The organism is Methylocystis sp. (assembly GCF_051061225.1).
Classification (GTDB): Bacteria; Pseudomonadota; Alphaproteobacteria; order Rhizobiales; family Beijerinckiaceae; genus Methylocystis.
This window is the reverse complement of the sequence record NZ_JBPFEB010000011.1, coordinates 19,584-35,986: the sequence shown is the minus strand read 5'-3', so window position 1 is coordinate 35,986 and position 16,403 is coordinate 19,584. Positions and strand designations below refer to the sequence as shown.

The window sequence follows — 16,403 nt, the reverse complement described above, 5'->3', positions numbered from 1 at the left end:
AGGCGGCACGAGGCAGAAAGCGGATGAGCAAGGCGACGCTCGACGGCAAAGCGATTGCGCTTGAAGACGCCTATAAAGAGGCGGCGCGGATTTTGAGCGGCGCGACCTTCCCCCTCGTCGCGGGGCTGGGCGCCGACGTTCCCGGCGCGCGCGCGGCGATTCTCCTCGCCGAGCGGCTGCGGGGCGCCTTCGATCATCTCGCCTCGCGCGATTCGCTGGCCGACCTCGACGTGAAGCGCTCCTTCGGCATGTTCACGACCACGGCCAACGAGGCCCGCGTGCGCTCCGACGTGGTGGTGCTGCTCGGTCCCGGCCTCACGAAGCAATGGCCCGGCATGCTCGAACGCCTCGCGCTCGAACAGGCCCCGCGCCACGGCTCGCAGGCCGGCCAGCCGCGCAAGGTCATCTGGGTCGGCCCGGAGGCGGGCGAGGCCGCGGCGGTTCCAGGCGCCAGGATCATTCCCGCGAGCCTTCGGGAGATTTCGGGCCTGCTCGCCACATGGCGCGCGCGCGTCGGCGGCCGCCGGGTGGCGATGGACGCCGCCAGGCTCGAACTCGTCGACGGCGTCGCGCAGACCCTGAAAGACGCGAAATTCGGCTGCTTCGTCTGGGCGTCGTCGATCGGCCTCGACCCGCTGGCCATCGAAATGATGCAGGCGCTGGTGACCGACCTCAATGTCACCACCCGCTTCACCGGCGTCCATATCGGCGCCCGCGCCGGGGCGGGCGGCGTGACGCAGGCGGCGGGCTGGATGACCGGCTTTCCGCCGCGCACGGGATTTGGCCGCGGCTATCCCGAACATGATCCGTGGCGGTTCGAGGCTTCGCGCCTCGTCGACAGCGGCGAGGCCGACGCGGCGCTGTGGATTTCGGCCTTCGACGGCGAGGCGCCGGCGTGGTCCCGCAAGGACATCCCGCTCGTCACGCTCGCGCCGGCGGGCGCCGCGCCCGCGCGCGGGCTTTACATCGAAGTCGGCCAGCCCGGCGTCACCCATGACGCCGTGCTCATGGCCCAGGAGACCGGCGGCCTGACGCTGCGCGCGGCGACGGCGCCGTCCGACGCGCCGACGGTCGCGCATGTCATCGACGCCATTCTGGCGAATGTTTCGGAGGTCGCGCCTTGCTGACAGTTTTGCGTGGCGGCCATGTCGTCGACCCGGCGACGGGCAAGGACGGCGTCGGCGACGTCTGGTTGGAGGACGGCCGCATCGTCGCGCCTCCGGCGGGCGGCAAGGCCGACAAGGAAATCGACTGCGCGGGCCATGTCGTCATGGCCGGCGCCATCGACATTCACTCGCACATCGCCGGCGGCAATGTGAACACGGCGCGTCTGCTGCTCCCCGAGCTGCACCGCGCCATTCGCGCGCGTCGCGAGGGCACGCCGCTGTCGACGGCCAAATGGTCGACCTATGAGACCGGCCGGCTCTATGCGCAGATGGGCTTCACCACCGTGGTGGAGCCGGCGATGGCGCCGCACCACTCGTTGCAGACTCACTATGAGCTGAACGATGTGCCGATCATCGACAAGGGCGCGCTGACGGTTCTCGGCAACGACGACTTCCTGCTGCGCCAGATTCGCGCCGGCGAGCCGGAAAGCGCCATCAACGACTATGTCGCGCAGACGGTGAGCGGCACTCGCTCGCTGGGCCTGAAGTGCATCAATCCGGGCGGCTGCGAGGCCTTCAAGGAGAACATGCGCGCCTTCGGCCTCGACGACGAAGTGCCCTTCTATGGCCTCACCTCGCGCAAGATTTTCCAGGCGTTGCAGAAGGCGACGCAGGCGGTGGGCATCCACCACCCGCTGCATCTGCACATGAACAACCTCGGCATCGCCGGCAACATCCAGACGGCGCTCGACACGATCGACGCCGCGCAGGGCCTGCCGATGCATCTGGCGCATGTGCAGTTCTACGCCTATGGCAAGGAAGGCCCGAACGCCTTCTCCTCCGCCGCGGCCGCCTTCGCCGAGAAGATCAACGCCCATCCGAATGTCACGGTCGACGTCGGGCAGGTGATGTTCTCGCAGACGGTGACGATCTCCTCCGACGTGCTGAAGCAGTTCAACAGCATGCCCGGCGGAAGCCCGAAGAAGGGCGCGATCTTCGACGGCGACGCCAATGGCGGCGGCATCGTGCCCTACGCCTACAAGATCTCGAACTACTACAACGCCATCCAGTGGGCGGCCGGTCTGGAGCTGTTCCTGCTCATCAAGAATCCCGAGCAGGTTTTCTTCACCACCGACCATCCGAACGGCGGCCCCTTCACCGCCTATCCGGAGCTGTTCGCGCTGCTGATGAGCGCCGATCTGCGCGCCGAGGTGATGGCGCGGCTGCCGGCGGAGGCGCTGGCGCACACGACGCTGCCGTCGATCACGCGCGAATACACTTATTATGAACTCGCGCAGATGAGCCGCTCCGGCGCCGCGAAGCTTTTCGGCTTCACCGATCGCGGCACGCTCGCGCCGGGCGCCGTCGCCGATGTCGCGGTCTACAAGGAGAGCCGCGACAAGGCCGGCATGTTCCGCCGCGCGGCCTATGTCTTCAAGGACGGCGACCTTGTGGTGAAGGACGGCGAGGTGTCGCATTATCGCCGCGGCAAGACGCTGCACATCAGTCCGCGCTTCGACAAGACCATCAACAAGCGGCTGGACAGCTATTACGAAGAGCTTTACGGCCTGCCGCGCGGCATTTTCGATGTGCCGGACGCCGCGCTGCCGCACAAGGACGCCTTTGCGGAGGTTGCATGCAAGGTATAGTTCGCAACGGCGTTCGGATCGACGAGAGTTTCGCCGAAGCCTTCCCGATGGCCGCGACGGGCATCATCGTCACGGCCCCCACGCGCAAATGGGCCAATCAGGCGGCCCAGGTCGCGACCGGCTACGCCACCTCCGTGATCGGCTGTGATTGCGAGGCCGGGATCGACTGCGAGTTGTCCGAGGAGCAGACGCCGGACGGTCGCCCGGGCGTGCGCCTGCTGTTCTTCGCCTTCTCGGCGAAGGGCGCGGAGAAGGCGCTGGTCAATCGCGTCGGCCAGACGATCCTCACCTGTCCCGGAACGGCGCTCTATTCGGCCTTCGACGGCGATCTGAAGATCAAGATCGGCGACTCGATGCGCCAGTTCGGCGACAAATGGCAAACGTCCAAGTCCATCGACGGGCGCCGCTTCTGGCGCGTGCCGGTGATGGATGGCGAGTTTTTCGTCGAGAGCCAGGTCGGCGTGCTCAAGAAATGCGTCGGCGGCGGCAATCTGCTGATAATGGGCGCCGATTGGGACTCGACCATGCGCGCGACGGAGGCGGGGGTGGCGGCGATCCATGCGGTGCCGGACGCCATCATGCCGTTCCCCGGCGGCATCGTGCGCTCGGGCTCCAAGGTCGGCTCGCAATACAAGGGCATGAGCGCCTCCACCAATGACGCCTACTGCCCGACGCTGAAGGGCGTCACAAAGACGGCCCTCGAGGACGACATCGGCTGCACGCTGGAAATCGTCATCGACGGCCTGACCGACGAGGCCGTGCGGGCCGCGATGCGCGCGGGCCTGAAGGCCATCATCGACATGGGCCCGGAGACGGGCGCGAAGCGCGTCGGCGCCGGCAATTACGGCGGCAAGCTCGGCCCGTTCCACTATCACTTGAAGGATTTGCTGCCGTGAAGCCCTTCACCTTCACGCTCCGCCAGGAGCCGTCGCAGCGCGTCGATCTCTCGGCGCTGACGCCCGACCGCCTCGCCGGCAAGTCCGTCGCCGACATCGAGAAGATCGAGATCGGCACGACGCGCGCCTCGATCAAGGCGGGCGACGTGTTCAGGATCGCCGAGGGCGATCTCAAGAACGTCCGTTACGAGGGCGGCTCGTCGCGCTTCGACCTCGTCGGCGCGAAACTCCTGCCCGAGTTCTCGATCCACGTCGAAGGCGACGTCGGCGCCCAGCTCGGCCGGCTGGCCAAAGGCGGCAGGATCACGGTCTCGGGCTCGGCGGGCGTCTATGCGGCGTCCGGCAACGAGGCCGCTCATATCGAGATCAAGGGCGACGTGGGCGATCTGCTCGCGGCTCCGCTCGCGGGCGAGCTTGCCGGCATGTCGGGCGGCCGGGTGGTCGTGCGCGGCAGGGCCGGCGCGCGGGCGGGCGACCGGCTGCGCCGCGGCATTCTCATCATCGAGGGCGACGCCGGCGAGGATCTCGGCTCGCGCTTCATCGCGGGCACGATCGTCGCGCTGGGCAAGACCCCGGGCCGCGTCGGCTATCTCAACAAGCGCGGCTCGCTGGTGCTGGCCAAACGTCCGGACCTGCCGCCGACCTATGTCGACTGTGGCCCGCAGAACCTGACCTTCGCGAAGGTTTTCGCCCGCGGCCTGAAGGCCGACAGCGCCGGCGCGGCGGCTGTTCTTTCGGGGAAACTCCAGCGTTTTGGCGGGGACACGTCGGTCTATGGCAAGGGCGAAATATTGACCCCCGTCTGACCGGCATTACCCTTGCTAGTGAGAGAACGCCGCCCGAAATGGCGGCGTTGACGCAAGGGGTCGGGCCCATGAATTTCGTTCAACTGATCCTCACGGTCTGCGCGCTGTCTCAACCCACCGCCTGCGATGAGCGCAGGCTGACGCTCGAATCCGCGACAGGCTCCACACGCAACTGCATGATGCAGGCCATGCCCTATATCGCTCAGTGGTCCGGCGAGCATCCCAATGTGGCCGTCACGCGCTGGCGCTGCGTCACGCCGGGCGCGGAGGGAAGCAAAATCTAGACTGGCGCCTCGACGGCGACGCGCGCGTTGCGGTTGGCCCCTCACCCCAGCCCTCTCCCCTCGGGCGGGGAGAGGGGGTTTTCTGCTTCTCTGTTGCTCTTTGTTAAGCGTCCTGTGGCAGGATGTTACGGTCGAAATGAATTCGATGGGCGAACGCTCTTCCCTGTTCGGGAGATCAGATCGCCATGACGGCGATCAGGGGCGTGAACCAAAGGCGGCGCTCATGTACGGCCACTTCACTGGAGCGGAGCTTCCGGGCCATCAACTCGTTGCAATCCTGACATCAGAAACGACGCCGGAGGGCGACTCCGGGTCGGCCTCGGACGGTGACGCGAACGCAGCGTTGCTCGCGCTCTACCAGCACAAATTCCGTGACAATGTCGAGTTCTACGGGCGCATTCTCATGGCGCAGCCTGGCGTCTGGCCGGGAGAGGCGGCCGACGGCTGACGGGGTCTCGGGGCGGCGGGCCGGGCGCGGAGGGGAACAAAATCTGGACTGGCGGGCGCCTCGACCGCGACGCGCGCGTTGCGGCTTGCCCCTCACCCCAGCCCTCTCCCCGCAGGCGGGGAGAGGGGGCCGCCTCCCAGCGCCGGCGCGGCCATCTGTGGCGAATTGAACGCGTCCCTCGTCCCGAGCCCTTCCGCGTCCTCTTTCGCGCGCCCATATCCCTCGTTGGAGTGTTGTTTCAGCGGAACATGAACGAGGCGCTGCGAGACCGTGACAGACGCCAGAGAAGAACCGCCGCCATTCGCCGCGCCTTACGCGCCGCCGGACGAGGCGTTCGCCGCGCGCTTCCTGTCGCGGCCAATTAGCGGCGCGACCCGGAAAGCGATCGACGAAATCGCGCGCGCGCTCATTCGGGGGATGCGCGCCGAGCGCAGCGCGCTGGGCGGCGTGGAGGACTTCCTGCACGAGTTTTCGCTCTCCTCCCGCGAGGGTCTCGCCGTCATGGCGTTGGCGGAATCGCTGCTGCGCGTTCCCGACGACGCGACCGCCGACCAGTTGATCGCCGACAAGCTTTCGGCGGGGGATTTCTCGCATCACGCCGCCGAGTCGGATGTGCTGCTCGTGCAGGCCTGCGCCTTCGCGCTCGGCTTGTCGGCGCGGCTCGTGGGGCAGGGGGAGCCGCGCGGCCTCGTCGCCGATCTGGCGCGACGCATCGGATTGCCCGCGCTGCGCACGGCGGCGCGGCAGGCCATGCTGCTCATGGGGGCGCATTTCGTCTTTGGCGAGACGATCGGCGACGCGCTGGCGCGCGCGCAGGGGCGCCGGGAGAGATTTTCCTTCGACATGCTCGGCGAAGGCGCCCGCAGCGCGGCGGACGCCGATCGCTATTTCGACGCCTATGCGACGGCCATTCGCGCGATCGGGGCGGCGGCGGGCGGCAAGCCCCTTCCGGCGCGGCCGGGCATATCGGTGAAGCTCTCCGCGCTGCATCCGCGCTATGAGGCGCTCTCACGCGAGCGCGTGCTGCGCGAATTGCCGCCGCGCCTGCTGGAACTAGCGCGCCTCGCCCGCGCGCATGATCTCACCTTCACCGTCGACGCCGAGGAAGCGGACCGGCTGGAGCTGTCGCTCGACGTGGTCGACCGCGTCATCGCCGACCCCTCGCTTGTGGGGTGGGAGGGTTTTGGCCTCGCCGTGCAGGCCTATCAGAAGCGCGCGCGGGATGTGATCGACCATGTCGCCGCGCTTGCGGAGGCGCATGATCGCCGCTTCATGCTGCGGCTGGTGAAGGGCGCCTATTGGGACAGCGAAATCAAACGCGCGCAGGAGCGTGGCCTCGCTGATTATCCGGTGTTCACCCGCAAGGCGATGACCGATCTCAATTACGACGCCTGCGCCGCCGCGCTGCTGGCGGCGCCGCGTCTCTATCCGCAGTTCGCCACCCACAACGCCCGCAGCGTCGCCGAGATTCTCGTGCGCGCGGGCGAGCGCAAGGATTACGAATTCCAGCGCCTGCATGGGATGGGCGAACCGCTCTACGAAGCGCTGGCCGGCGTCAGCGATGCGCCTGTGCGCGTCTATGCGCCGGTCGGGCCGCATCGCGATCTGCTGGCCTATCTGGTGCGGCGGCTGATCGAGAACGGCGCCAATTCGTCCTTCGTCGCCCGCGCCGCCGATCCGGAAACGCCGGAAGACGCGCTGATCGCCGATCCGCGTGACGCCATCCGCCACGGCCAGACCCGCCATCCGCGCCTGCCCTTGCCCGCGGACATCTATCTGCCGCTGCGAGCCAATTCCAAAGGCGTCGAATTCGGCGACCGCCGCGCGCTGGCGTCGCTTCTCGACGAGATTGCGTCGGCGCGCGGTCCTTTCGAGGCGCGGCCCGCGATCCATTCGTCGAAGGCGCCGCGCCGAGTGGCGTCGCCGATCGACGGCGCCGAGCTGGGCAAGGTTGTGGAGGCGGATGACGCGGCGGCGCGCGACATGATGGCGACCGCCGCGCGCGCCTTCCCCGAGTGGAGCGCGAGGCGGGTCGAAACGCGCGCCCGCATGCTGGAGCGCGCCGCCGATCTGCTGGAGAGGCGGCGCGGCGTCTTTCTGGCGCTGTTGCAAAGCGAGGCTGGCAAGACGCTGGACGACGCGCTTGCGGAAGTGCGTGAAGCGGCGGACATGTGCCGCTATTACGCCAATCAGGCGCGTCTCGTTTGCGGGGACGTGACGCTTCCCGGCCCGACCGGCGAAGACAACCGGCTGCGCTACGAGGGGCGCGGCGTGTTTGTCTGCATCTCGCCGTGGAATTTCCCGCTGGCGATCTTCCTCGGGCAGGTCGCGGCCGCCCTTGTCACCGGCAACGCCGTCGTCGCCAAGCCGGCGGAGCAGACGCCGCTCATCGCGGCGCAGGCGGTCGCGCTGCTGCATGAAGCGGGCATCCCGCGTGGGGCGCTGCAACTCGCGCCCGGCGCGGGGGAGGTCGGCGCCACGCTGGTCAGCGATCCAAGGACGACTGGCGTCGTTTTCACCGGATCGGTCGAGGTGGCGCAGCACATCAATCGGGCGCTGGCGGCGCGTGAGGGGGCGTTGGCGACGCTCATCGCCGAGACGGGCGGGGTGAACGCCATGATCGTCGACTCGACGGCGCTGATCGAGCAGGTGGTCGACGATGTGCTGGCCTCCGCCTTCCGGTCGGCGGGGCAGCGCTGTTCGGCTCTGCGGCTGCTGTGCCTCCAGGAGGACATTGCGCCCGTCGCCATCGAGCGTCTGATCGGCGCCACGAAGGAATTGCGCATCGGCGATCCGCGCGAGCTGGGCGTCCATGTCGGGCCAGTGATCGACGCGGAGGCTCAGGAGAAGCTGGCGCGCTACGTCGCCGACGCCAGGGCGGCGGGGCGCCTGCTCTATGCCGGAGAGGCGCCGGGGGGCGGCTATTTCGTGGCGCCGGCGATTATCCGCCTTGCCCGCGCGGGCGATCTGCGGCGGGAGGTCTTCGGGCCGGTTCTGCATGTCGCGACATGGCGCGCGGGCGCGTTTCCGGCTCTTCTCGCGGAGATAGAAGCCGGCGGCTATGGTCTGACATTCGGGCTGGAGACGCGCATCGAGGCGCGCATGCAGGCGGTCGCGCGGCGCGCGCCGGCGGGCAATGTCTATGTCAACCGAAACACCATCGGCGCCATTGTCGGCAGCCAGCCGTTCGGCGGATTCGGATTGAGCGGGACGGGTCCGAAAGCCGGCGGTCCCGATTATCTGCGCCGCTTCCTGCGGGAGATCACGGTGACGGTCAACACCGCGTCGAGCGGCGGCGACGCGGGTCTGCTGTCGCTGGAAGAAGACTAGCCGCGATCCAAAGCTTTCGCCGCGCCGTTCAAATAGGCGGGGCGCCCGGCATATGGACTTGGAGGCGAGGAAACGACGCGCCATACTGAAGGCCGCGCCGTCGCTTTTTGGGCGCCTTGCTTCAGGGATTCCCGTCATGCAGGTCGAGGATTTTCTTGCTCACGCCATCCAGCTTGAGGCGGAAGCCGCCATGCGATTTGGCCAGTTGGCCGACGCCATGGCGACCAACGGCAATCCCGAAGCGAGCAAATTGTTCCGGCGCCTGTCCGATTACTCGCGGCTGCATCTCTCCGACGCGCGGGCGCGGGCCGGGTTCAGGGACTTGCCCGAGTTGCGGCCCGAGGAGTTCGTGTGGCCGGACCTCGAAAGCCCGGAGAGCGCGGCGATCTGGGGCGCCGATCCCTTCATCGGACGGGAGGAGGCCCTGAACATCGCGCTTCAGGCGGAGATGGCCGGGCTGGATTATTATCAGCAGATCTTCGAGACGACGGACGATCCCGAGACCAAAATCCTCGCGAAGGAATTCGTGGAGGAAGAGCGGGACCACGTGTCTGAGCTGCGCAAATGGATCGCGGCCCATGCGGCCGGCGAGTCGCTGCCGACCGATCCGTGATGTTGCGGGAGGCGCCCTCCGTTTCGAAGGGATGACGCCCCCGTTCGGCGGATTACATCGACGCCTGTTCGACCGACTTCACCTGCGGCAGGAAATGACGCAGCAGGTTTTCAATTCCGTTGCGCAGCGTCGCTGTGGAGGAGGGGCAGCCCGAACAGGCGCCCTTCATGCCGAGGTAGACGACGCCGTCACGGAAACCGCGAAACACGATGTCGCCGCCGTCGCCAGCCACGGCCGGGCGCACGCGGGTCTCGATGAGCTCCTTGATCGTCGCCACCGTCTCGGCGTCGGCGGCGTCGTAGAACTCGCCGTCGTGATCCGTCTCGGTCGCGGCGCCGTCGGTCAGCAGTGGCGCGCCGGAGACGAAGTGCTCCATGATCGTGCCGAGGATGGCGGGCTTGAGATGCGCCCAGTCAGCGTCCTTCTTGGTGACGGAAACGAAGTCGCCGCCATACATGACCGCCTCGACGCCCTCGATGGCGAGCAGAGCCTGCGCCAGAGGCGCCTTGGCCGCGGCCTCCGGCGAGCGGAACTCCATCGCGCCCTGGCCGAGCACGCTCTGGCCGGGCAGGAATTTCAGCGTCGAGGGATTGGGCGTGGCTTCGGTCTGGATGAACATGTTTCCACCTCCTGCGCCCGGTTCAAGGCCGGGGAATTGGCGCGTGCTTAGCACAGTTTCGGTTGAGCGCGATAATCTATGATTTAAGGACTCGGGCGGCCGGCCGAAAGAGCGCGCGGATTGCCATCGACACGCAAATGGCTGAAGGTCAGCGCATGGATGAAGACGCCCTCCTCGCCGCCAACCGCGCCTATTACCGCGCTTTTGCCGGGCGCGACCTCGCCGCCATGGAGGCCGTCTGGGCGGAGGACGGCGCCACCTGCGTGCATCCGGGCTGGCCGGCGCTCATCAGCCGGGCGGCGGTGATTGCCTCCTATCGCGACATCTTCCGCAATCCCTCCCAGGAGGCGGTGACGGCGCGCGACGAGCGCGCGCTGATCGACGGAGTCGACGGGCGCGTGTTCTGCGTGGAGGAAGTCGGCGGCGGGCTGCTGCTGGCGACCAACTGGTTCCGGCTGATCGACGGGAGCTGGCGGCTGCTCCATCACCAGGCGAGCCCGCTGGCCCCGGTGAAGCCGCCGCCGGAGGTCAAGCGGTCGTTTCACTGACCGAAAGACGGCCCTCGCCTCATTGCGTGAGATCCGAGAATTCCGGGTGTCGCCGCAGATAGGCCACGACGAAGGAGCAGGTCGCCCGCACCTTGAGCCCCTGCGCGCGCGCCGACAGCAGCGCCCCGTGGATCAGCCGGGAGGCGGCGCCGCGCCCCTGGAGCGCGGGCGGCGTTTCCGTATGGGTGAAGGTCATCACGCCATCATCAAGCACATAGTCCGCGAGCGCCAGATGCCCGTCGATGTCGAGTTCGAAGCGGTGTCTCGCCGCGTTGTGGCGCACGGCCGCGCTGTCCCCATCCATGCCAGGTCTCCTGTTGCGGTCCCGACATGGGGCGTCGCCGGGCGAAAGGGAAGGGGCCATCGCGGCGGTCCCCGGTCGCCGGCCGCGCGGCCTGAACCGGACCTGACGGTCGCCGGCCGTACGGCTAGCCCTTTATGCGCGACTAGTGTAGGCATTTTCCCGACGAGGGACGCATGAGCACGGACGCAGACGGGTCTAAGAAGCGCGGCATGTTTTCGCGCCTGTTCGGCAGAGGCGCGGAGCCGAAGGCGGAAGAGGCGCCCGCGGCGGAAGCCCCGGCGGCCGAGGAGCCGCCCAAGCGCTCCTGGTGGCAGAGGCTGTCCGGCGGTCTCGCCCGCACCTCGCAGGCGATCACCCAGGGCGTCGCCGACATCTTCACCAAGCGCAAGCTCGACGCGCTGACGCTCGAGGAGCTGGAGGACGTGCTGCTGCGGGCCGACCTTGGCGTCGGCGCCGCGACCCGCATCACCCAGGCCGTGGGCAAGGCGCGTTACGAAAAGGACATCGAGCCCTCGGAAGTGCGCGCGATCCTCGCCCGCGAAGTCGAGGCGACGCTGGCGCCGGTGGCGAAGCCCTTCGAACTCGACGAGACGAAGAAGCCCTTCATCATCCTGGTCGTGGGCGTCAATGGCTCCGGCAAGACGACCACCATCGCCAAGCTCGCCTCCAAATGGACGGGCGAGGGCAAGAAGGTCGTGCTCGCGGCGGGCGACACCTTCCGCGCCGCCGCCGTCGATCAGCTCAAGATCTGGGGCGCCCGGCTCGACGCCGAGGTCGTCGCGGGCAAGGAAGGCGCGGACGCCGCCGGCCTCGCCTTCGACGCCATCCGCCGCGCCCGCGAAACCGACGCCGACGTTCTGCTTATGGACACGGCCGGCCGGCTGCAAAACCGCGCCGAACTGATGGCCGAGCTCGAAAAGATCGTCCGGGTGATGAAAAAGGCGGAAGCCGAGGCTCCGCACGCCGTGCTGCTTGTGCTCGACGCCACCGTCGGTCAGAATGCCCTTCAGCAGGTCGACGTGTTCGAGCGCGTCGCTGGCGTCACCGGGTTGGTGATGACCAAACTTGACGGCACCGCCCGCGGCGGCATCCTCGTCGCCATCGCGGAGGCCCATGGCCTGCCGATCCACTTCATTGGCGTCGGGGAAGGCGCCGAGGATCTGGAGCCCTTCACCGCCCGTGACTTCGCCCGCGCGATCGCCGGCCTGAATGAAGAAGAAGCGCCGGAGGCGCCGGAAAGCTGAACCGCATGACCCAGGAAACCATGAGCCGGACAAAGCCCGCCGCCCAGACCGCGGAACCCAGGAAAAAACTCAGTCCCGGCCTGAAGATCGCGCTGGAGCTCGGGCCGCTGATCGTCTTTTTCGTGGTCAACAGCAAATACGGGATTTTCCCCGCCACCGGCGTGCTGATGGCGGGCGTGCTGCTCACGCTCGGCGTTTCCTGGGCGATCACCAAGCATCTGCCCGCCATGCCGGTCGTCACGGCGCTCCTCGTGCTCGTCTTCGGCGGCCTGACGATCTTTCTGCAAAACGAGGACTTCATCAAACTGAAGGTGACGATCCTCTACTCGATGTTCGGCGCGGCGCTGCTCGGGGCGCTTTACTTCGGCAAGCTGTTGCTGCCGATCGTGTTCGACATGGCGATCCATATCGACGACACGGGCTGGCGCAAACTCACCTGGCGCTGGGGCGTGTTCTTCTTCTTCCTCGCCGGGCTCAACGAGGTGGTGCGTCATTCCGTTTCCACGGATGTGTGGGTGAACTTCAAGGTCTTTGGCATTCTGCCGCTGACCATCGTCTTCGCCGTCGCCCAGGCGCCGCTGATCATGCGCCACGAAATCCCTGCCGAACAGGAAGACGCGGAGTCGCATTTCTAGGCTGGCGCGAGGACCGCGATCGAGGAGACGCCGCCGTCGGCGCCGGGAAACGGCCGCCGGCGCGGAAAACGCAATCTTCATCGTTAATTTTGACGCGAGCCTAACTTTAGAAACAACCCAGGATTTACGCTAAAGCCTGGCTATAAGAGAGTGACGGCCGTCAACCTTCGCGCGCTCGCAAGAGGCGCTCACGCGGTCTCGCTCCATGGCTCGACAGTCCATTTTCCAAACCTTCGTCATTGCGGCGCTTCTGGCCCCCGCCGCCGCGGCCGCCAATCCGGCCTGGTCCGCCGCGCCGCCTTCTCCGGATCGCTCCTACCCACGGCAGAGCGCGCTCGGCGGCGGGCTCGTCGAGGCGCTGTTCGGCGGCGGCGGCGCGTCGGGCGTCTCTGTCGCGGCGCCGCCAGCCGCTGTCTCGCGGGTGGCCTATGCGCCGCCGCATGCGCCGGAACGGACGCTCGACCCCGCCTATGCGCGCGCCGATGTCGATTATGACGGCGCGGAGCCGCCCGGCGCCATCGTCGTCGATACGCCGCGGAAATTCCTCTACCTTGTGCATGGCGGCGGCCGCGCCACCCGCTACGGGGTCGGCGTCGGCCGCCCCGGCTTCGAATGGGCGGGCGTCAAGACCGTCAGCCGCAAGGAGGAGTGGCCCGACTGGACGCCGCCGCCGGAAATGCGCCTCCGCCGTCCCGATCTTCCCCAACACATGGAGGGGGGGCCCGCCAATCCGCTGGGCGCGCGCGCGCTCTATCTGGGCTCGTCGCTCTATCGCATTCACGGCACCAACGAGCCGGGCACCATCGGGCAGAATGTGTCTTCCGGCTGCATCCGGATGATGAATGAGGATGTCATCGACCTCTATGATCGCGTGAAGGTCGGGACCCGCGTCATCGTGCGCTAGAGCTGCTCCCGGTTGCATTCTGTCGCGCTTCGCGCGATAGACTGGGAGCGGTTCTTGCTGACGAGTCCATTCCTTGCCCAGCCTTCTCCGATTCCTGGCCATTGTCGCCGCGATTGTCGCGCTGGTTTATGGCGCCATGGTCGCCGTGGTGTCCTTCGTGACGCCGCAGCCGCGCGAAATGACCTATACGATCCCGGCGCGGCGCCTCAACAAGTGAGGCGCCGCCGATGAACGCCCGCGCCGCCCGCCAGCTCGACGCGTTCCTCGACATGCTGGTGGCGGAGCGCGGCGCCGCGCGCAACACGCAGGACGCCTACCGGCGCGACCTTTCCGACTATATCGACTTTCTGCATGGCAAGCGGCGCGATCCCGGCGACGCCTCCTGCGATGATCTGCGCGGCTATCTCGCCGATCTCGACGCGCGCGGCATGTCCACCGCGACCGTCGCGCGCCGGCTGTCCGCTTTGCGGCAGTTTCACAAATTCCTCTATGTCGACCGCCACCGCGCCGATGATCCCGCCGCCGCGCTGGAGGGGCCGAGGCTGCGGCGCAATGCTCCCGGCGTGATGTCGGTCGCCGAGGTCGACCGGCTGCTGGCGACGGCCCGCGAGGGCCTCGACGACGAAAAGCGCCCGCTGCGGGAGCGGTTGCGCGCCGCGCGGCTGCATGCGCTGCTGGAAACGCTCTATGCGACGGGGCTGCGCGTTTCGGAGCTGGTCTCCCTGCCCAAAAGCGCCGCGCGCTCGCGCGATCCCTTCATCGCCATCAAGGGCAAGGGCGGGCGGGAGCGGCTCGCGCCGCTCACCGGGGCCGCGAAACAGGCCCTCGCCGGATATCGCGAACTGCTGGAGGCGGTCGCGCCGGCGCTGGCCGAGGGACCCTTCCTGTTTCCGGCCGACAGCGACAGCGGTCACCTGACGCGGCAGGCGTTCGCACGCGAGCTGAAGTCGGTCGGCGTCGCGTCCGGTCTGTCGGCGGCGCAGGTCCATCCCCATGCGCTGCGCCACGCCTTCGCCAGCCATCTGTTGCAGAACGGCGCGGATCTGCGCGTGGTGCAGGAACTTCTCGGCCACGCGGACATCGCCACGACCCAGATCTACACCCATGTCCTCGACGAGCGCATGCAGGCGATGGTGCGCGACCTGCATCCGCTCGCCGACGCCGGACGAGACAGCGACGACGCGTCTTTCTAGAAACTGTAAAGCCTTCCTGAGTCTGAACATTAAACGCGCGCTCGGGCGCCGGCCGGCTTCGTTCATCGATTTTCCGAGAATTCTTTTGGTCTAAAATGTTTTCAATTGCGACGGCCTTCGGTCCATCTTATTGTCAAGCTTACGCATGGAACTTGCGCGTCGGGGGAAGGAATGGCCGTCAATACAGCTTCCGGTTTCAGGCCGGATCAGGAAAATGTCATGTACATTGGCGCGGGCGTCACGCTCAAGGGCGAGATTTCCGTTCCCGATCTGATCGTGGTCGACGGAACGATCGAGGGCAATGTCACCGCGCGGGTGGTCTGCGTCGGCGAAACCGGCGTCATCCGCGGCAATATTTCCGCGACGGAGGCGGATATCAGCGGCGCGGTGTCGGACCATGTCGAGGCGCGCCAGTTGCTTCTGGTCCGCTCCACCGGCCGCGTCGAGGGGCGGGTGATGTATGGCGAGATCGAGCTGGAAAAGGGGGCCGTGGTGACCGGCGACCTATCGGCGACGGACGATTATCGCGCCGTTCCAAAGGTCGCCGCCGGCAAGACCGCAGCCGGCAAGGCGGCCGCGCAGGAGCGCGCCGACGCCGAGGCCCCCGTCGCGCGCATCTCGGGCGGCTCGGCCGAACGGGTGAGCGACGCCGTTCGCGTCGCCAGGAATGGCGCGGCGAAGGCTCCGATGTATATCGCGGGCGAGGTCGAGACGCCGCGCCGCACCCTGCTGCGCGCGCCGATATCGGGCCGCCGGGCGTCCGCCTGACGCGCTCTTTGGCTGGGGGGCCACGAGCGCCCGCTCTCCACAAGGGGGGCGGGCGTTTTGCATTTTTGCAATTTGGGTCGCGGGGCATGCCGCCGCGCGGGCGCCGCCTTATCTATAACGCTTCCCCAGCCCGCGCGTGCAGGAGCGAGTTATGGCCGAGTCGGCGCGCACTTTCTGGAAGGGTCATCTGCGTCTGGCCCTTGTCTCGATCCCCGTGCGCCTGGTGGCGGCGGAGAAGGCCGAGTCCGAAATCCGCTTCCATCAGGTGGATCGCAACTCGAAGCAGCGCATCCGCTACCTCAAGGTCGCGCCCGGCAAGGGCGAGGTGAAAAAAGAGGACATCGTCCTCGGCTATGAGGTCGAGCCGGGCAATTACGTCTTCATGGAGGATGAGGAGCTCGACTCGCTGAAGCTCTCATCCCGCCACACCATCGAACTCTCCCAATTCGTCAGCGCCGATGAGATCGAGCCGCTGTATTTCAACCGGCCTTACTATGTGCTCCCCGACGGCGAGGTCGCCGAGGAAGGCTACCGGGTCCTGCGCGACGCATTATGGGCGAAGCACAAGGTCGGCATCGGGCAACTGACCCTGCGCGGGCGTGAGCATCTCGTCGCGCTTTATCCAACCGGCGAGGGGCAGGGGCTTGCGCTCGATACGCTGCGCTACGACAGCGAATTGAAGGACGCCGCGGACATCTTCTCGTCGATCGGCCGCGACAGGCCCCGTGAGGACATGGTGCAGATGGCCGAGGATTTGATCGAACGCCGCAGCGAGCCGTTCGACGCCGGCAAATTCCGCAATCATTACGCCGAGGCGCTGCGTGATCTCGTGAAGGCGAAACTCGGGCGCGGCGAGACCGTCCCCGTCGAGGAACAGGTCGAGCCCGGCGCCAAGGTGCTCGATTTCATGGAGGCGCTGAAGCGCTCGGTGGCGGCCAGCGGCGGCGGCGAGGCGCCGCCGGAGCCGCCGAAGAAGGGTAGGGCGCCCGCGAAGAAGCCGGCCGCATCGAAGTCCGCGAAGACCGCGAAGGCCCCCGCGCGGCGGCGGGCGTAAGC

General features: G+C 67.6%; 18 protein-coding genes. 16 read left to right on the top strand and 2 right to left on the bottom strand.

All coding sequences use genetic code 11. The annotated features are described in order from the left end of the window. Nucleotides 1-23 precede the first annotated feature (23 nt). The 8 genes from ACR652_RS03145 to ACR652_RS03110 all read left to right on the top strand — a co-directional run bounded on the left by ACR652_RS03145 (nt 24) and on the right by ACR652_RS03110 (nt 9,132). Entirely contained in the window at nt 24-1,127 is a 1,104-nt protein-coding gene (locus ACR652_RS03145) for a formylmethanofuran dehydrogenase (protein WP_434505066.1), read from the top strand. Continuing rightward, nucleotides 1,121-2,755, top strand: coding sequence for a formylmethanofuran dehydrogenase subunit A (locus ACR652_RS03140; protein ID WP_434505065.1), 1,635 nt, complete (start codon nt 1,121-1,123; stop codon nt 2,753-2,755). The genes ACR652_RS03145 and ACR652_RS03140 overlap by 7 nt, the downstream gene beginning before the upstream one ends. Beyond that, on the top strand, nt 2,743-3,651 hold the full coding sequence (fhcD, locus tag ACR652_RS03135; protein ID WP_434505064.1) for a formylmethanofuran--tetrahydromethanopterin N-formyltransferase: 909 nt from the start codon (nt 2,743-2,745) through the stop codon (nt 3,649-3,651). The genes ACR652_RS03140 and fhcD overlap by 13 nt, the downstream gene beginning before the upstream one ends. Further along, on the top strand, nt 3,648-4,457 hold the full coding sequence (locus ACR652_RS03130) for a formylmethanofuran dehydrogenase subunit C (RefSeq protein ID WP_434505063.1): 810 nt from the start codon (nt 3,648-3,650) through the stop codon (nt 4,455-4,457). Before fhcD ends, ACR652_RS03130 begins: the two co-directional genes overlap by 4 nt. 68 nt (nt 4,458-4,525) lie before the next feature. Continuing rightward, nucleotides 4,526-4,741: a hypothetical protein gene (locus ACR652_RS03125; RefSeq protein ID WP_434505062.1), complete on the top strand. Its 216-nt coding sequence runs from the start codon at nt 4,526-4,528 to the stop codon at nt 4,739-4,741. Between the two features lie 145 nt (nt 4,742-4,886). Further along, nucleotides 4,887-5,189, top strand: a complete 303-nt coding sequence (locus tag ACR652_RS03120; RefSeq protein WP_434505061.1) for a hypothetical protein — start codon at nt 4,887-4,889, stop codon at nt 5,187-5,189. 270 nt (nt 5,190-5,459) lie between these two features. Further along, nucleotides 5,460-8,519, top strand: a complete 3,060-nt coding sequence (gene putA / locus ACR652_RS03115; protein WP_434505060.1) for a bifunctional proline dehydrogenase/L-glutamate gamma-semialdehyde dehydrogenase PutA — start codon at nt 5,460-5,462, stop codon at nt 8,517-8,519. 136 nt (nt 8,520-8,655) lie between these two features. Next, nucleotides 8,656-9,132 (top strand): ferritin-like domain-containing protein, encoded by a 477-nt coding sequence (locus tag ACR652_RS03110; RefSeq protein WP_434505059.1) that lies wholly within the window; start codon nt 8,656-8,658, stop codon nt 9,130-9,132. Between the two features lie 52 nt (nt 9,133-9,184). Here the strand turns inward: ACR652_RS03110 and ACR652_RS03105 are convergent, their stop codons facing one another. Continuing rightward, nucleotides 9,185-9,751: a NifU family protein gene (locus ACR652_RS03105; RefSeq protein WP_434505058.1), complete on the bottom strand. Its 567-nt coding sequence runs from the start codon at nt 9,749-9,751 to the stop codon at nt 9,185-9,187. Between the two features lie 155 nt (nt 9,752-9,906). Between ACR652_RS03105 and ACR652_RS03100 the strand changes: the two genes are divergently transcribed. Beyond that, a complete protein-coding gene (locus ACR652_RS03100; RefSeq protein ID WP_434505057.1) occupies nt 9,907-10,299 on the top strand; it encodes a nuclear transport factor 2 family protein in 393 nt (130 codons plus the stop codon). Nucleotides 10,300-10,318: 19 nt separating this feature from the next. Here the strand turns inward: ACR652_RS03100 and ACR652_RS03095 are convergent, their stop codons facing one another. Next, nucleotides 10,319-10,603 carry a GNAT family N-acetyltransferase gene (locus ACR652_RS03095; protein ID WP_434505056.1) on the bottom strand — a complete coding sequence of 95 codons (285 nt, stop codon included), beginning with the start codon at nt 10,601-10,603 and terminating at the stop codon, nt 10,319-10,321. Nucleotides 10,604-10,776: 173 nt separating this feature from the next. On the opposite strand from ACR652_RS03095, the gene ftsY reads away from it, so the two are divergent. The 7 genes from ftsY to ACR652_RS03060 all read left to right on the top strand — a co-directional run bounded on the left by ftsY (nt 10,777) and on the right by ACR652_RS03060 (nt 16,401). After that, nucleotides 10,777-11,847, top strand: a complete 1,071-nt coding sequence (ftsY, locus tag ACR652_RS03090) for a signal recognition particle-docking protein FtsY (RefSeq protein WP_434505055.1) — start codon at nt 10,777-10,779, stop codon at nt 11,845-11,847. Nucleotides 11,848-11,852: 5 nt separating this feature from the next. After that, nucleotides 11,853-12,482 carry a septation protein A gene (locus ACR652_RS03085; protein ID WP_434505054.1) on the top strand — a complete coding sequence of 210 codons (630 nt, stop codon included), beginning with the start codon at nt 11,853-11,855 and terminating at the stop codon, nt 12,480-12,482. Between the two features lie 205 nt (nt 12,483-12,687). Next, nucleotides 12,688-13,386: a L,D-transpeptidase gene (locus tag ACR652_RS03080; RefSeq protein WP_434505053.1), complete on the top strand. Its 699-nt coding sequence runs from the start codon at nt 12,688-12,690 to the stop codon at nt 13,384-13,386. Between the two features lie 73 nt (nt 13,387-13,459). Beyond that, entirely contained in the window at nt 13,460-13,603 is a 144-nt protein-coding gene (locus ACR652_RS03075) for an oxidoreductase (protein ID WP_434505052.1), read from the top strand. Nucleotides 13,604-13,613: 10 nt separating this feature from the next. After that, nucleotides 13,614-14,579, top strand: a complete 966-nt coding sequence (locus ACR652_RS03070; protein WP_434505051.1) for a tyrosine recombinase — start codon at nt 13,614-13,616, stop codon at nt 14,577-14,579. 219 nt (nt 14,580-14,798) lie between these two features. Continuing rightward, nucleotides 14,799-15,347, top strand: coding sequence for a bactofilin family protein (locus ACR652_RS03065; protein WP_434505050.1), 549 nt, complete (start codon nt 14,799-14,801; stop codon nt 15,345-15,347). Nucleotides 15,348-15,498: 151 nt separating this feature from the next. Beyond that, nucleotides 15,499-16,401 carry a Ku protein gene (locus ACR652_RS03060; protein WP_434505049.1) on the top strand — a complete coding sequence of 301 codons (903 nt, stop codon included), beginning with the start codon at nt 15,499-15,501 and terminating at the stop codon, nt 16,399-16,401. The last annotated feature ends 2 nt before the right edge of the window (nt 16,402-16,403 follow it).

What these genes read in the sequence shown, in the direction of transcription:
- ftsY (WP_434505055.1), top strand. Translation starts at nt 10,777, where the DNA reads ATGAGCACGGACGCAGACGGGTCTAAGAAGCGCGGCATGTTTTCGCGC.
- ACR652_RS03120 (WP_434505061.1), top strand. Translation starts at nt 4,887, where the DNA reads ATGGGCGAACGCTCTTCCCTGTTCGGGAGATCAGATCGCCATGACGGC.
- ACR652_RS03145 (WP_434505066.1), top strand. Translation starts at nt 24, where the DNA reads ATGAGCAAGGCGACGCTCGACGGCAAAGCGATTGCGCTTGAAGACGCC.
- ACR652_RS03125 (WP_434505062.1), top strand. Translation starts at nt 4,526, where the DNA reads ATGAATTTCGTTCAACTGATCCTCACGGTCTGCGCGCTGTCTCAACCC.
- ACR652_RS03060 (WP_434505049.1), top strand. Translation starts at nt 15,499, where the DNA reads ATGGCCGAGTCGGCGCGCACTTTCTGGAAGGGTCATCTGCGTCTGGCC.
- ACR652_RS03105 (WP_434505058.1), bottom strand. Translation starts at nt 9,751, where the DNA reads ATGTTCATCCAGACCGAAGCCACGCCCAATCCCTCGACGCTGAAATTC.
- ACR652_RS03095 (WP_434505056.1), bottom strand. Translation starts at nt 10,603, where the DNA reads ATGGATGGGGACAGCGCGGCCGTGCGCCACAACGCGGCGAGACACCGC.
- fhcD (WP_434505064.1), top strand. Translation starts at nt 2,743, where the DNA reads ATGCAAGGTATAGTTCGCAACGGCGTTCGGATCGACGAGAGTTTCGCC.
- ACR652_RS03085 (WP_434505054.1), top strand. Translation starts at nt 11,853, where the DNA reads ATGACCCAGGAAACCATGAGCCGGACAAAGCCCGCCGCCCAGACCGCG.
- ACR652_RS03065 (WP_434505050.1), top strand. Translation starts at nt 14,799, where the DNA reads ATGTACATTGGCGCGGGCGTCACGCTCAAGGGCGAGATTTCCGTTCCC.
- ACR652_RS03080 (WP_434505053.1), top strand. Translation starts at nt 12,688, where the DNA reads ATGGCTCGACAGTCCATTTTCCAAACCTTCGTCATTGCGGCGCTTCTG.
- ACR652_RS03070 (WP_434505051.1), top strand. Translation starts at nt 13,614, where the DNA reads ATGAACGCCCGCGCCGCCCGCCAGCTCGACGCGTTCCTCGACATGCTG.
- ACR652_RS03100 (WP_434505057.1), top strand. Translation starts at nt 9,907, where the DNA reads ATGGATGAAGACGCCCTCCTCGCCGCCAACCGCGCCTATTACCGCGCT.
- ACR652_RS03110 (WP_434505059.1), top strand. Translation starts at nt 8,656, where the DNA reads ATGCAGGTCGAGGATTTTCTTGCTCACGCCATCCAGCTTGAGGCGGAA.